Below are 14588 nucleotides of genomic sequence, written 5' to 3'. Positions count from 1 at the left end.
TTGCTCGTCGCGCTCGTCTTCGTGGGCTGGGTGACGTGGCGGGTAGGCAATCAGCCGAGTGAAAGCCGCTCGGTGAGCCGGGACTTGGCGGCCGGCCACTCGTCGGCGAGCATCGAGAAATAGGCGGTGTCGCGCCAGATGCCGTTGGCGCGGAGCTTGTGGCGGCGGAACGTGCCCTCGTACTGGGCGCCGAGGCGCAGGATCGCGTTGCGGGAGCGGTCGTTGAGCGCGTCCGTCTTCCAGCACACCCGGCCCATGCCCAAGTCCTCGAACGCGTACTGCAGGAGCAGCAGCTTCGACTCGGAGTTCACGGCCGTCCGCCACACCGACTGCGCGTACCAGGTGCCGCCGATCTCGACCAGCTCGTCCACCGCGCTGAAGTCGTAGAAGCCGGTGATGCCGACGGCCTTGCCGCTCGCCACCTCGACGACGGCGAACTTCACCGCCGCCCCGGCCGCGATCTCGCCGAGGCGGTGATCGATGATCGCGCCCAACTCCTCCTCGGTCGTGGGCGGGAGGAAGGGGATCCACCGCCAGACCTCGGGATCCGGTCCGACGGCGGCCCAGAGGTCGGGGACGTGGTGGCGCCCGAGGGGCTCCAGGCGGACATGGCGGCCGGTCAGGGTGACGGGCGCGGGCAGCTTCGCGGTCATGATCCGCAAGGTAGCGCCACTCTGCACTAGACGCAATGGATTTATGTGCTAGTGCAAAAAGGGGCGAGGCAAGGCGAAGGGCCCTGCGGGATGGATCCCACAGGGCCCTCGAAGAGGTTCAGGCTCAGATGAACGAGTTGATCTGGATCGTCTCGTCCCGGCCCGGGCCGACGCCGATGGCGGAGATCGGCGCGCCGGACATCTCCTCCAGCGCCTTCACGTACGCCTGCGCGTTCTTCGGCAGGTCGGCGAAGGTCTTGGCCTTGCTGATGTCTTCGTTCCAGCCCGGCAGCGTCTCGTAGATCGGCTTGGCGTGGTGGAAGTCCGACTGGTTGTAGGGGAGTTCCTCGACCCGCTGCCCGTCGATCTCGTACGCGACGCAGACCGGGATCTGCTCCCAGCCAGTCAGCACGTCGAGCTTGGTGAGGAAGAAGTCGGTGAGGCCGTTGACCCGGGTCGCGTAGCGCGCGATGACGGCGTCGAACCAGCCGCAGCGGCGGTCGCGGCCGGTGGTGACGCCGCGCTCGCCGCCGATGCGGCGCAGGGCCTCGCCGTCCTCGTCCAGCAGCTCGGTCGGGAACGGGCCGGAGCCGACGCGGGTGGTGTAGGCCTTGAGGATGCCGATGACCCGGTCGATCTTGGTCGGGCCGATGCCGGCGCCGGTGCAGGCGCCGCCCGCGGTCGGGTTCGACGAGGTCACGAAGGGGTACGTGCCGTGGTCGACGTCGAGCAGGGTGCCCTGGCCGCCCTCCAGCAGGACCACCTTGTTGGCCTTCAGGGCCTCGTCCAGGACGAGGGTGGTGTCGGCGAGGAAGGGCTTGATCTTCTCCGCGTAGCCGAGGTACTCCTCGACGACCAGCTCGGCCGGGATGGCGCGGCGGTTGTAGAGCTTGACCAGGACCTGGTTCTTGTCGTGCAGCGCCGCCTCGATCTTCTGGCGCAGGATCGACTCGTCGAACAGGTCCTGGACCCGGATGCCGACGCGGTTGATCTTGTCCGCGTAGGTCGGGCCGATGCCGCGGCCGGTGGTGCCGATCCGGCGCTTGCCCAGGAAGCGCTCGGTGACCTTGTCCAGGGTGCGGTGGTACGGCGTGATCAGGTGGGCGTTGCCCGAGATCAGCAGCTTGGAGGTGTCGATGCCGCGCTCGTTCAGGCCGTTGAGCTCGGAGAGCAGCACGCCCGGGTCGATGACGACGCCGTTGCCGATCACCGGCGTCACATTCGGGCTGAGGATGCCGGAAGGGAGCAGGTGCAGGGCATACTTCTGGTCACCGATGACCACCGTGTGACCGGCGTTGTTGCCGCCCTGGTAGCGGACGACGTAGTCGACGGAGCCGCCGAGGAGGTCGGTCGCCTTCCCCTTGCCCTCGTCTCCCCACTGAGCGCCAACGAGCACGAGTGCCGGCACAGGCGTACACCCCTTCCGGTTGGGGCATCCTGCGTAGGCCGCAGTCTGCCCCGAGATAGACGAAGCCCCTGGCGCAGTAGCGCAAGGGGCTCTTGCACCGAGAGATTACCTGAGGAAGGACCGGTCGTGTCGTCCCTGTCCACGCCTGCAACCGGCGGCCCCGAGCCGCTCCTGCTGCTCCTCGACCCGGCGGCCCGGCAGGCCGACGGCGAGTCGGTGCGGATCGCGAAGGACGTGCTTTGCGGGGGTGCGGACGTCAAGGTGGTGTATCCGGAGAGCACATCCGAACTCGACCGAGTGCTTTCGCACCGGGGTCGACGGAGACCGGTGGTGATCGGTTCCGATCTTGCTCTGCAGCGGGTCCTGCAAGCCCTGCATCGCCACCGTGAGCTGGGAACGGATCCGGTGGGCATGGTTCCGGTCGGCCGGTCGGAGGACCTGGCCACCGCCCGCGCGCTCGGCGTGCCGGCGGAGCCGGTGCCGGCGGCGCGGGCGGTGCTGTCGGGTGCGCCGCGGAAGCTGGACCTGCTGGTGGACGACGGTGGCGGGGTCGCGCTCGGCGGGGTGCGGATCTCCGGGGTCGGGACGCGGCGACTGGCCGGGCGCCCGGGTGGCTGGCGTTCGCTATGGGCGAAACTCGCTGCGGCCGAGCAGGGGACCGTACTCACCCCCGAGCCGGCCGAGCACAGTTCCCGGATCCGGGTCGAGGCCGACGGCCGGCTGCTCGCCGACGTCCACCGGCCGGTGCGGCTGGTGCAGGTCACGCTGCCGTCCGGCGAGTCGGACGGGACGGGCGTGATGGAGATCGTCGTCCGTGCGTCCGGCGCGCTCGTGCGGGCCCGCGCCGCGAGCGTCTCGGTGGTCGGGCGCGGCTTCGGCTACGAGGCGGACGGTCACCCGGTCGGCCCGGTCCGCGCCCGCACCTGGACGGTGCACCCGGGCGCCTGGGGCCTCCTCCTGCCCGCGGCGTGAAGCCGGGCCGCGAACGGAGCCGTGAGCCGAGCCGCCAAGCCGAGCCGCCGGGCCGCCAATCACCCCGTCAACCGACCCGTGAAGCCCGCGTGAACCCCGGGTGAGCAGGCTCACGTTCGCCGCGGCCCCGACACCCGGCGCTTCGCACGCGGATTACGCCAACGGGCGCGAACCGCAAGGCGAATCGGCGCGCGCCGGAATTCCGCGCCCCGAAATCCCCACCCGGTAAGGGGTTTTGTCTACGCGCGTTGCCGACCGATCGCCCAACAATCCCGGCATCCCGGGTTCCGGAAGCCTGTGCCAACTGCCCTAGACTCGAAGGCGTGCCACGTGGTGACGGAAGACTCAACCACGATCTTCTTCCCGGCGAGAAAGGCCCCCAGGACGCTTGTGGCGTCTTCGGTGTCTGGGCTCCCGGCGAGGAGGTCGCCAAGCTCACGTTCTTCGGCCTTTACGCCCTGCAGCACCGCGGTCAGGAATCCGCGGGCATCGCAGTGAGCAACGGCTCCCAGATTCTCGTCTTCAAGGACATGGGACTCGTCTCCCAGGTCTTCGACGAGGCCTCGCTGGGGTCGTTGCACGGGCATATCGCCGTCGGACACGCCCGCTACTCGACCACCGGTTCCTCGGTCTGGGAGAACGCCCAGCCGACCTTCCGGGCGACCGTGCACGGTTCGCTGGCCCTCGGGCACAACGGAAACCTGGTGAACACCGCCGAACTGGCGGCCATGGTCGCCGAACTGCCCGGTGAGGAGCACGTCTCCCGCTCCGGCCGGACCGCCGCGACCAACGACACCGACCTGGTGACCGCGCTGCTCGCCGGCCACCCGGACCTCTCCATCGAGGAGACGGCCAAGGTCGTGCTGCCCAAGGTCAAGGGCGCGTTCTCGCTCGTCTTCATGGACGAGCACACGCTCTACGCCGCCCGCGACCCGCAGGGCATCCGTCCGCTGGTGCTCGGCCGGCTGGAGCGCGGCTGGGTGGTCGCCTCCGAGACGGCGGCGCTGGACATCTGCGGCGCCTCCTTCATCCGTGAGGTCGAGCCCGGCGAGCTCATCGCCATCGACGAGAACGGCATGCGCACCTCCCGCTTCGCCGAGGCGAAGCCCAAGGGCTGCGTGTTCGAGTACGTCTACCTGGCCCGCCCCGACACCTCCATCGCCGGCCGCAACGTCCACCTCTCCCGCGTGGAGATGGGCCGCAGGCTGGCGCAGGAGGCCCCGGTCGAGGCCGACCTGGTGATAGCGACGCCCGAGTCCGGCACCCCCGCCGCGATCGGCTACGCCGAGGCCAGCGGCATCCCGTACGGCTCGGGCCTGGTGAAGAACGCCTACGTGGGCCGCACCTTCATCCAGCCCAGCCAGACCATCCGCCAACTCGGCATCCGACTCAAGCTGAACCCGCTGCGCGAGGTCATCGCCGGCAAGCGCCTGGTCGTCGTCGACGACTCGATTGTCCGCGGCAACACCCAGCGCGCGCTGGTGCGGATGCTGCGCGAGGCCGGCGCCGCCGAGGTGCACATCCGGATCTCCTCGCCGCCGGTGAAGTGGCCGTGCTTCTTCGGCATCGACTTCGCCACCCGCGCGGAGCTGATCGCCAACGGGATGACCGTCGAGGAGATCGGCCGCACGCTCGGCGCCGACTCGCTCGCCTACATCTCGATCGACGGCATGATCGAGGCCACCAAGCAGCCCAAGGACCGGCTCTGCCGGGCCTGCTTCGACGGCGAGTACCCGATGGAGCTGCCGGACCCGGCGCTGCTCGGCAAGCTCCTGCTGGAGGCCGAGATCAAGGGCGGCCAGCAGCCCCCGGCCGTCCGCGGCAAGCCGACGGGCAGCGACCTGGACGGCGTCCAGTCCCTGCTCGGCGGAGCGGGCGCGGCCGACGCGCTGCGCCGCCCGTAACGAACCACGGTGGGGTCCCGCAGGCGGGGCCCCACCGCTGTTCCCACCCCCGGTGTTCCGAACACCCCCCACCAGACCCGAAAGGGCCGCACCGCAGTGACCACGAACCAGAACGGCGCCACCTACGCCGCCGCCGGCGTCGACATCGAGGCCGGCGACCGCGCCGTCGAGCTCATGAAGCAGTGGGTGAAGAAGGCCAACCGCCCCGAGGTGGTCGGCGGCCTCGGCGGCTTCGCCGGGCTCTTCGACGCGTCCGCCTTCAAGAACTACGAGCGGCCGCTGCTGGCCTCGGCCACCGACGGCGTGGGGACCAAGGTGGCCATCGCCGCCGCCATGGACAAGCACGACACCATCGGCCACGACCTGGTCGGCATGGTCGTGGACGACCTCGTGGTGTGCGGCGCCGAGCCGCTGTTCATGACCGACTACATCTGCGTCGGCAAGGTCGTGCCGGAGCGCGTCGCCGCGATCGTCAAGGGCATCGCCGAGGGCTGCGCGCTGGCCGGCTGCGCCCTGGTCGGTGGCGAGACCGCCGAGCACCCGGGCCTGCTGGGCCCGGACGAGTACGACGTCGCGGGCGCCGGCACCGGCGTCGTCGAGGCCGACGCGCTGCTCGGCGCGGACCGGGTCCGGGCCGGCGACGTGGTGATCGCGATGGCCGCCTCCGGCCTGCACTCCAACGGTTACTCGCTGGTCCGCCACGTGCTGCTGAACCAGGCCGGCTGGAAGCTGGACCGCAAGGTCGAGGAGTTCGGCCGCACCCTCGGCGAGGAGCTGCTGGAGCCGACCCGGATCTACTCGCTGGACTGCCTGGCGCTCACCCGCGCCACCGAGATCCACGCCTTCTCGCACGTCACCGGCGGCGGCCTGGCGGCCAACCTGGCCCGGGTCATCCCGGCCGGCCTGCACGCCCGCCTGGACCGCGGCACCTGGACCCCGCTGCCGGTCTTCCGGACCGTCGCCGAGGTCGGCAAGGTGGCCACCCTGGAGATCGAGAAGACGCTCAACATGGGCGTCGGCATGGTCGCGGTCGTCCCGCCGGACTCGGTGGACGTCGTGCTGTCGGTCCTGGAGGACCGCGGCGTCGAGGCCTGGCTGCTGGGCGACATCGTCGAGCGCACCGACGAGCACGAGGGCGGCGCGGCGCTCTACAACGCCTACGAGGGCTTCACGGCGGGCTGATCCGGCCCGTACGTCGAGAGGGCCCCTCCGGTGCTCCGGAGGGGCCCTCTCGCGTCACTGCCGGCCCGGTGGCGCGACCGTGCGCCGGCCCGTACGCGGGAACGCCGAAGACCGGCCCGGCGCTCTGGGCGCCCGGACCGGTCCGGCGAAGCTGCGGTTACGAGCGGCGGGAGGCCTGCGACGGCCCGGTGCCCGGCTCGGTGTCGTCGTCCTCGTCGTCGAGGTCGCCGTAGCGAGCGGCGTACTCCGCGTACGGGTCGTCGTCCTCTTCTTCCTCGATCGGCTCAGGCTCGATCGGGGTGGTGGAGGGCGATACGCCCAGCTCGCTGGACAGGCGATTGGCGTCGAACCCGCCGCTGTTGTACTTCAGCTCGCGGGCGACCTTCGTCTGCTTGGCCTTGGCCCGGCCGCGCCCCATGGGTCGACCCCCTCAACGATGGGGCTCACGGCCCCGAGTCTGACACGTGTTCATGACCAAGAGCGGCCTGCCCGAATGGGGAGGACCGTCCCTTGGAGCATTAACGGTACCTGTTTCTGCCGCTGGACGATACGTCGTCGGTGTGACGTGGCGCGCACTGGCCGCACCCGAGACCAGGTCTTCCCAGGTCACGGGAGGGTTTGCGGCAGTTTGCACGCTGTCCGGAGGTACCTCAGGTCCGTTGTTCCGGGATCGATTATCCCCCCTAGGGGGACGTTGGATCACCCGATCGGGCGTAGAAGTGAGAATCCGGTTCCACATCGTGATGCGCGGGGGGCGAATGTGGGCCGCCCCCCGCGCACCGGGTGTCCGAACGTGATCCGAAGGGGACCGGATCAGCCGCGGCGGGCGCCCGGCAGCAGGACCGTGCGCAGCGCGCTGATCTCGCGCATCCGCTTCTCGGCCAGGCGGTCGGCGGCGACCGCCGGCGGGACGCCGTCGGCGGCGGCCCGGGTGAAGATCTCCAGGGTGGTGTCGAAGATCTTGGTGGCCTTGTTCTTGGCCCGCTCGAAGTTGAAGCCCTCGATCTCGTCGGCGACCTGGATGACGCCGCCGGAGTTCACCAGGTAGTCGGGGGCGTAGAGGATGCCGCGGTCGGCGAGGTCCTTCTCGACACCCGGGTGGGCCAGCTGGTTGTTGGCCGCGCCGCAGACGATCGAGGTGCCGAACTCGGTCAGCGCGGCGACGCTCTGGTCGGTCAGCGCGCCGCCGAGGGCGCAGGGCGCGTAGACGTCCAGCTTGGCCTGGAGCAGGGCGGCGGTGTCGGCGACCACCTCCACCTCCGGGTGGGCCGCGCGGACGCGGTTGACGGCGGCCTCGGAGACGTCGGTGATGACGACGGTGGCGCCGTCCGCGACGAGGTGGCCGACCAGGTAGTGGCCGACCTTGCCGACGCCCGCGACGCCGACCCGCTTGCCGCGCAGGGTGGGCTGGCCCCAGCGGGCCTGGGCGGTGGCGCGCATGCCCTGGAAGACGCCGAAGGCGGTCAGGATGGACGAGTCGCCGGCGCCGCCGTGCTCGGGCGAGCGGCCGGTCACGAACTCGGTCTCGCGCGCGATGACGTCCATGTCCTGGACGTAGGTGCCCACGTCGCAGGCGGTGATGTAGCGGCCGCGCAGGGACTCGACGAAGCGGCCGTAGGCCCGGAGCATCGCCTCGTTCTTGTCCTTGTTCGGGTCGCCGATGATGACGGCCTTGCCGCCGCCGAGGTCGAGCCCGGCCAGCGCGTTCTTGTAGGACATCCCGCGGGACAGGTTCAGTGCGTCCTCCAGGGCCGCCTCCTCGGAGGCGTACGGGAAGAAGCGGGTCCCGCCGAGGGCCGGGCCGAGTGCGGTGGAGTGGATGGCGATGATCGCCTTGAGCCCGGAGCTGCGGTCGTGGCAGAGGACGACCTGCTCGTGGCCGTCGCCGGGGGCGCCGTCCTGCTCGGTACGGAAGATCCTGCTGAGCACGCCGGGTGCGGGGTGCGTGGCGGGGGTCTGTACGTCGGTCACTGTGGTGACTCCAGTATCGAAGGCCCGCTGCTGTGGTGCGGGCGCCTAAGGCGAAGCGTAGTCGCGGGCGCGCCGCCGATCCGCCCTCTTGTCCGAGCTTGTGCCGGTTGTCCGCGGAGTGAGACGGGAGGGGGTGCGGAGTGCGGGCGCGAACGGTTCGGGGGCGCGCTCTCCCGGCTCCGGGCGGCGCGTGCGACCATGCAGGACGTGACCGTCGTGCGTACGTCCGTACAGCCGCCCTACGCCGCCCACCTGCGGGTCTACGAGCCGCTGGCCGCCTACCCGGGGCCCGAGCGGGCGCGCTGGCAGGCCTACGCGGCGGAGCACGGGCCGGACGCCGCGGAGGCCGCCCGGCCGGTCGCCGAGGCGGTGCTGGCGGAGCAGCGGGAGGCCCTGGCGGAGCTGGTCGGCCGGACGCCCCGGGCGCTGCCCGAGCGGGAGAGCGAGCGGGCCTACGTGCGCGTGGTGGACGGCGTCCTGTACGTCTGCCCGTGGGCGACCAGGCTGCGCAGCTGGCAGGCGCTGGAGGAGCTGCGGGCGGGGGCGCCGGTGGCGCTGCTGGACACCGCGGTGCCGCCGGTGGCCCGGGCGGCCGCGGAGGCCGACCGGGAGCGCTGGCGGGCCGAGCACCCGGACGCCCGGCCGTGGATCCTGACCAGCCGGTGGGAGGTGCCGGTGCGGTGGTTCCTGCCGTTCGGGGAGGAGGACCGCTGCTTCGTGCCGTCGGGCGAGGGGGTAGGAAACGAGGGGGCAGGAAAGGAGAAGGGGGAGACGCGGCCGGCGGCGCTGTTCTATCTGACGCCGATGGCGCAGGCGCGCCGGCGGGTGGCGCGGGCCTACCGGGCGCTGCGTGAGGCGGTGCCGGACGGGGAACTGGTGGTGGGGGCGGAGCAGGTGGGGCGGTGGCTGGAGGAGTTCCATCCGCGCTCGCTGGTGGAGCTGGACTACGGGGGGCTGGTGCATCTGCTGGGGCCGGAGCGGCTTCTGGCGGACCGTTCGGCGGGGGAGCTGGAGGAGGGCCTGCGGGCGCTGCGGGCGGGGGACACCGTGGAGGCGCTGCGGATGTACGGGGAGCTGACAGTGCGCTGGCGGCGGGTGCTGGCACTGCGGTACGCGAACTGACGTCCGACCGCCCCTGTATGACTGTAAGAGTCCTAGGGCCCGAGCCTCATGACCAAGGTCCCGGTTCGGGTCAATAGCTGTCGAACGTGACACTACTCACCGTTGACGCGAACTTACCCCTATGTGCAAAAATGGGACAACCAGCCCAACTTCACGTGAGCGTGCCCACTTTTGGGTGGTTCTGGAGTCAATGCGTGCTTTGCGGGGAAACGGAGGGTCTGGTCCCCTCGTAACCGGATGTCACGGCCGCGTGACTGTCCGTTATGGGGTGGTCCATCGCCATCCGTCGGCCTTGAACCCGTGAGGGGTCAATTTTGGCGGTTTGGTCGATAGGGCTGGACGGATGGTGTAGTTGTAGACACCAGGACAAGCCGTTCGTCCTATAACCGACTCGGCCCGTCTATGCCATTTCGGGCATCGCGGGCCAAGGTGCAGAATTTGAAGGATAGAACCGCCCTGGTTCGGTTCTCCCGAGGAGGCCGCTCATGACCGCTCGTACCCCTGATGCTGAGCCGCTGCTGACGCCGGCAGAGGTTGCCACCATGTTCCGCGTGGACCCGAAGACGGTTACCCGCTGGGCCAAGGCCGGCAAGCTGACGTCGATTCGCACGCTCGGCGGTCACCGCCGTTACCGCGAGGCGGAGGTGCGTGCACTGCTGGCCGGGATTCCCGCTCAGCGCACCGAGGCCTGATAGGCCAAAGGCTCTTTAAAGGGGCCGCTTACCGGACTCCGCCGGGTCCGGTAAGCGGCCCCTTTGCCATGCCCGGTTTGCCGTGCCCGGTTTGCCGTGCCCGGTTTGCCGTGCGCGGGGCGCGACCGTTCGATCCGGTTCCGGTCGGCAGAGCTGTCGGAATGTTGAACTCCGGATAACGATTTGATGCTTGTGTGGCGGGGGGGATTTACAGTGAATAGCAGTGCAATTTTACATATTAAATTAGTGGCTCTTTGACAGGGGCGCGCCGCGCCCGGTCTCAGGGAAAGACAAGTGACGACTGTCACACGGGTTGTCACTTGTGGTCCAGACCTGGTCCGGGATAGAAGCCGGACGGTCAAAAGCGAGAGGCCCGGAACCTGAACGGTTCCGGGCCTCTCGCGTTACGGCGATCCCGACGGGACTTGAACCCGCGACCTCCACCTTGACAGGGTGGCGAGCTAACCAACTGCTCCACGGGACCAGAGTGTTCTGATCTCGTTCACTCGCTTGCCGCGCTGCGAACAAGACAGATCGTAGCCCATGGTGGGCCCCCAGGTCGAACTGGCTCCTGAGGGCCCGTTCCGGCCCGTCCCAGCTCAGAGTGCGGCCCGGGCCGCCTCCATCGCCTTCAGGATCCGCTTCTCCGAGACCGGGGCCGGCGTGCCCAGCGACTGGGCGAAGAAACTGACCCGCAGCTCCTCGATCATCCAGCGGATTCCCCGCACCTCCGGGGACGGCTGCCGCCCGGCCGGGAGGGCCGCCAGCAGGTCCCCGTAGGCCTGCTGCACCTGCTGGACCTTCAGCAGCTGCTGGGCGTCCCGCTGCGGATGGTTGGGCAGCGCCTCCAGCCGGCGGTCCACCGCCAGCAGGTAGCGCTTGAGGTCCGGCAGCCGCTGCCAGCCGGTGTCCGTCACGAAGCCCGGGTGCACCAGCGAGGCCAGGTGCAGCCGGATGTCGTTCACCGCGTTCAGCAGCACCGGGCTGCTCACCGTCTTCAGCCGGGTCGAGGCCTTGTGGAAGGCGATCAGCGCGGTGGCCGTCTTCAGCGTGGTGTCGGCGGACAGGTCGTACAGGTCAGCCCGCACCTTGTCGCGCAGCTTGCCGAAGGACGCCTCGTCCCAGGCCGGGCCGCCGCCCAGGGTCATCAGGCGGTCCGTCGCACAGGCCACCACGTCCTCGAACAGCGCGGCGATCGAGCCGTGCGGGTTGTGCGAGAGCGCCAGCTTCGCCTGGTTGCCCAGTCGGCCCTGGATCGACTTGGCGGGCGAGTTGGTGCTCAGCATCAGCAGCCGGCGGGTGCCCTCCCACATCGCCTTCTCCTGCGCCTCCGGGGTGTCGAACAGCTTGATGCCGACGGCCTCCCCCTCGTCCACCAGGGCCGGGTAGGCGCGCAGCGAGTGGCCGCGCGAGCGCTGCTCGAAGGTGCGCTGGAGCACCGGCATCCCACTCGGCCAGGCGGTCAGCCCGCTCTGCTCGATGCCCTGGCCGGAGGCCGCCGAGGAGAGCGTCTCCTTCAGCTTCGGCTTGAGCCGCAGCCGCAGTTCCTCCAGGTCCTTGGACTCGGCGAGCTTGCGGCGGCCGTCCACCACCCGGAAGGTCACCTTGAGGTGCTCCGGCACCCGGTCGTCGTCCCAGGCCTCCGGGGGAACGGTGACGGCCGTCAGGCGCTTGAGCGCGTACTCCAGGGACGGGAGCAAGGGCTCTTGGCGGTCCTTCAGGCCGCGCAGCGCGGCCTTGGCGAAGTCCGGCGCCGGGACGAAGTTGCGCCGGACGGCCTTCGGCAGCGACTTGATCCAGGCGGTGACCAGCTCCTCCCGCAGGCCCGGGATCTGCCAGTCGAAGCCCTCCGCGGTGACCTGGTTGAGCACCGGCAGCGGGATGTGGACGGTCACGCCGTCCGCGTCGCTGCCCGGCTCGAACTGGTAGGTCAGCTTGAACCGCAGCTTGCCCTGCTGCCAGTGGTCCGGGTAGTCGGCCTCGGTGATGCCGTCCGCGGCGTCGTTGATCAGCATCGACTTCTCGAAGCTGAGCAGGTCCGGCTGCTCGTGCCGGGCCTTCTTCCACCACGCGTCGAAGTGCCGGGTGGAGACGATGTCGTCGGGCAGCCGGGCATCGTAGAAGTCGAACAGGGTCTGGTCGTCGACCAGGATGTCCCGGCGGCGGGCCCGGTTCTCCAGCTCCTCGACCTCGCCGAGCAGCCTGCGGTTCTCCGCGAAGAACTCGTGGTGGGTCTCCCAGTCGCCCTCCACCAGCGCGTTGCGGATGAACAGCTCGCGGCACAGCTCCGGGTCGATCCGGCCGTAGTTGACCTTGCGCTGGGCGACGATCGGCATCCCGTACAGGGTCACCCGCTCGAAGCCGAGCACCGCGCCGGCCTTCTTCTCCCAGTGCGGCTCGCTGTAGCTGCGCTTGATGAGGTGGCCGGCCAGCGGCTCCACCCACTCGGGCTCGATCTTCGCGTTGATCCGGGCCCACAGCCGGGACGTCTCGACCAGCTCGGCCGACATCACCCAGCGCGGCGGCTTCTTGAACAGGCCGGAGCCCGGGAAGACCGCGAACCGGGCGCCGCGCGCGCCGCCGTACTCGCGCTTCTCCACGTCGAACAGGCCGATGTGGGAGAGCAGCCCGGACAGCAGCGACTGGTGGATCCGGTCGGCGTCCGGCTCGGCGTCGGGATGCGGCTCCTCGATCGTGACGCCCAACTGCTTCGCCACCGTGCGCAGCTGGGTGTAGATGTCCTGCCACTCCCGTATGCGCAGGTAGTTGAGGAACTCCGCCTTGCACATCCGGCGGAACGCCGAGGAGGACAGCTCGCGCTGCTGCTCCCGGACGTAGCGCCACATCGCCAGGTAGGCGAGGAAGTCGGAGGTCTCCGAGTTGAACCGGCGGTGCCGGTCGTCGGCGGCCTGGCGCTTCTCGGTGGGGCGCTCGCGCGGGTCCTGGATGGAGAGCGCGGCGGCGATCACCATGACGTCGCGGACGCAGCCGTTCGTGTCCGCCTCCAGCACCATGCGGGCCAGCCGCGGGTCCACCGGGAGCTGGGCCAGCTTGCGGCCGAGCGGGGTGAGGCGCTTGCGCGGGTCCTTCTCGTCCGGGTCCAGGGCGCCGAGTTCGTGCAGCAGGTGCACGCCGTCCTTGATGTTGCGGGAGTCCGGCGGGTCCAGGAACGGGAAGGCGGCGATGTCGCCCAGGCCGGCGGCGGTCATCTGGAGGATCACCGAGGCCAGGTTGGTGCGCAGGATCTCGGCGTCGGTGAACTCGGGGCGGGAGAGGAAGTCCTCCTCCGAGTACAGCCGGATGCAGATGCCGTCCGAGGTGCGGCCGCAGCGGCCCTTGCGCTGGTTGGCGCTGGCCTGGCTGATCGCCTCGATCGGCAGCCGCTGCACCTTGGTGCGGTGGCTGTAGCGGGAGATGCGGGCGGTGCCCGGGTCGATCACGTATTTGATGCCCGGGACGGTGAGCGAGGTCTCGGCGACGTTGGTGGCGAGCACGATCCGGCGGCTGCCGGAGCGCTGGAACACCTTGTGCTGCTCGGCCGAGCTCAGCCGGGCGTACAGCGGCAGGATCTCGGTGGACTTCAGCTTCAGGCGGTTGAGCGCGTCGGCGGTGTCGCGGATCTCGCGCTCGCCGGAGAGGAAGACCAGGATGTCGCCCGGGCCCTCGGCCTGGAGCTCCTGGGCGGCGTCGCAGATCGCCTGGATCTGGTCCCGGTCGCGCTCGGCGTCGGTGGAGTCGTCCTCGGCGTCCTCGTCGAGCATCGGGCGATACCGGACCTCGACGGGATACGTCCGGCCGGACACCTCGACGATCGGGGCCTCGTTGAAGTGCCGGGCGAAGCGCTCCGGGTCGATGGTCGCGGAGGTGATCACGACCTTGAGGTCCGGGCGGCGGGGCAGCAGCTGCTTGACGTAGCCGAGGATGAAGTCGATGTTGAGGCTGCGCTCGTGCGCCTCGTCGATGATCAGGGTGTCGTACTGGTGCAGGTCGCGGTCGGTCTGGATCTCCGCGAGCAGGATGCCGTCGGTCATCAGCTTGACCAGCGTGTCCTGGCCGACCTGGTCGGTGAACCGGACCTTCCAGCCGACCGCCTCGCCGAGCGGGCTGTCCAGCTCCTCCGCGACGCGCTCGGCCACCGTACGGGCCGCGATCCGGCGGGGCTGGGTGTGGCCCACCAGGCCGCGCACGCCCCGGCCGAGCTCCAGACAGATCTTCGGGATCTGGGTGGTCTTGCCGGAGCCGGTCTCGCCCGCGACGATCACCACCTGGTGGTCCCGGATCGCCGCCAGGATCTCGTCCTTCTTCTGGCTGACCGGCAGCTCGGCGGGATACGTGATCGTCGGGACGGCGGCGCGGCGCTGCTCGACCAGCAGCTCGGCGCGGTCGATGTCGGTCGCGATCTCGTCGGCGATCTTCTGCCGGGCCTCGGGCTTGCGGACCCGGCGGGCCCCCTCCAGCCGGCGTCCGATCCGCACCTGGTCGCGCAGGGTCAGCTCGGGCAGGCGGGCGGCCAGCTCGCCGATACCGGGGCCCGCGGCGGGCGCGGTGGCGGACTGGACTGCGGGAGAACTCACTGCGGGCATCCCTCTAGGTTCGCAAGGAGGTACGGCGGCGCGCACCTCGGTTTTCGAGCCCCTCCAGTGTCACAGTCGCCGGTGGCGAATCGCGAACGCCCGGTGGACGG

Annotated in this window: 10 protein-coding genes and 1 tRNA gene; 5 read left to right on the top strand and 6 right to left on the bottom strand. The window is 70.2% G+C overall.

All coding sequences use genetic code 11. The features are described 5' to 3' along the window. Positions 1–50: 50 nt before the first annotated feature. Both KV557_RS26430 and KV557_RS26425 read right to left on the bottom strand, forming a co-directional pair. Positions 51–653 (bottom strand): GNAT family N-acetyltransferase, encoded by a 603-nt coding sequence (locus KV557_RS26430; RefSeq protein WP_218203988.1) that lies wholly within the window; start codon positions 651–653, stop codon positions 51–53. A gap of 124 nt (positions 654–777) precedes the next feature. After that, positions 778–2061, bottom strand: a complete 1284-nt coding sequence (locus KV557_RS26425; protein WP_218203987.1) for an adenylosuccinate synthase — start codon at positions 2059–2061, stop codon at positions 778–780. A 126-nt stretch (positions 2062–2187) separates the two neighbouring features. Between KV557_RS26425 and KV557_RS26420 the strand changes: the two genes are divergently transcribed. From KV557_RS26420 to purM, 3 genes are all read left to right on the top strand, one after another. After that, positions 2188–3033: a diacylglycerol kinase gene (locus KV557_RS26420; RefSeq protein ID WP_308130077.1), complete on the top strand. Its 846-nt coding sequence runs from the start codon at positions 2188–2190 to the stop codon at positions 3031–3033. A gap of 323 nt (positions 3034–3356) precedes the next feature. After that, positions 3357–4937: an amidophosphoribosyltransferase gene (gene purF, locus KV557_RS26415; protein ID WP_218203986.1), complete on the top strand. Its 1581-nt coding sequence runs from the start codon at positions 3357–3359 to the stop codon at positions 4935–4937. Positions 4938–5033: 96 nt separating this feature from the next. Next, positions 5034–6119 carry a phosphoribosylformylglycinamidine cyclo-ligase gene (purM, locus tag KV557_RS26410; protein WP_218203985.1) on the top strand — a complete coding sequence of 362 codons (1086 nt, stop codon included), beginning with the start codon at positions 5034–5036 and terminating at the stop codon, positions 6117–6119. Between the two features lie 157 nt (positions 6120–6276). On the opposite strand, the gene KV557_RS26405 is transcribed toward purM, so the two are convergent. After that, on the bottom strand, positions 6277–6537 hold the full coding sequence (locus KV557_RS26405; protein ID WP_218203984.1) for a DUF3073 domain-containing protein: 261 nt from the start codon (positions 6535–6537) through the stop codon (positions 6277–6279). Positions 6538–6932: 395 nt separating this feature from the next. Continuing rightward, positions 6933–8090 carry a Glu/Leu/Phe/Val dehydrogenase dimerization domain-containing protein gene (locus KV557_RS26400; protein WP_218203983.1) on the bottom strand — a complete coding sequence of 386 codons (1158 nt, stop codon included), beginning with the start codon at positions 8088–8090 and terminating at the stop codon, positions 6933–6935. 198 nt (positions 8091–8288) lie between these two features. On the opposite strand from KV557_RS26400, the gene KV557_RS26395 reads away from it, so the two are divergent. Continuing rightward, positions 8289–9212, top strand: coding sequence for a hypothetical protein (locus tag KV557_RS26395; RefSeq protein WP_218203982.1), 924 nt, complete (start codon positions 8289–8291; stop codon positions 9210–9212). 485 nt (positions 9213–9697) lie between these two features. Next, the gene (bldC, locus tag KV557_RS26390; protein ID WP_014137253.1) at positions 9698–9904 is read left to right on the top strand and encodes a developmental transcriptional regulator BldC; all 207 of its coding nucleotides are present in this window, start codon (positions 9698–9700) and stop codon (positions 9902–9904) included. A gap of 410 nt (positions 9905–10314) precedes the next feature. Here bldC and KV557_RS26385 read toward each other — a convergent pair. After that, positions 10315–10388, bottom strand: a tRNA-Asp gene (locus KV557_RS26385). Positions 10389–10503: 115 nt separating this feature from the next. After that, a complete protein-coding gene (hrpA, locus tag KV557_RS26380) occupies positions 10504–14487 on the bottom strand; it encodes an ATP-dependent RNA helicase HrpA (RefSeq protein ID WP_218203981.1) in 3984 nt (1327 codons plus the stop codon). Positions 14488–14588 lie beyond the last annotated feature (101 nt).

It is taken from the genome of Kitasatospora aureofaciens, from assembly GCF_019192735.1.
Taxonomy (GTDB): Bacteria; Actinomycetota; Actinomycetes; order Streptomycetales; family Streptomycetaceae; genus Kitasatospora; species Kitasatospora aureofaciens_A.
Note: the sequence above shows the minus strand (reverse complement) of the source record. Positions and strands in the feature narration are given on the sequence as shown.

Bases quoted from the DNA above. Each gene is read 5' to 3' on its own strand.
- KV557_RS26430 (WP_218203988.1), bottom strand. From the start codon at position 653: ATGACCGCGAAGCTGCCCGCGCCCGTCACCCTGACCGGCCGCCATGTC.
- KV557_RS26405 (WP_218203984.1), bottom strand. From the start codon at position 6,537: ATGGGGCGCGGCCGGGCCAAGGCCAAGCAGACGAAGGTCGCCCGCGAG.
- KV557_RS26395 (WP_218203982.1), top strand. From the start codon at position 8,289: ATGCAGGACGTGACCGTCGTGCGTACGTCCGTACAGCCGCCCTACGCC.
- bldC (WP_014137253.1), top strand. From the start codon at position 9,698: ATGACCGCTCGTACCCCTGATGCTGAGCCGCTGCTGACGCCGGCAGAG.
- hrpA (WP_218203981.1), bottom strand. From the start codon at position 14,487: ATGCCCGCAGTGAGTTCTCCCGCAGTCCAGTCCGCCACCGCGCCCGCC.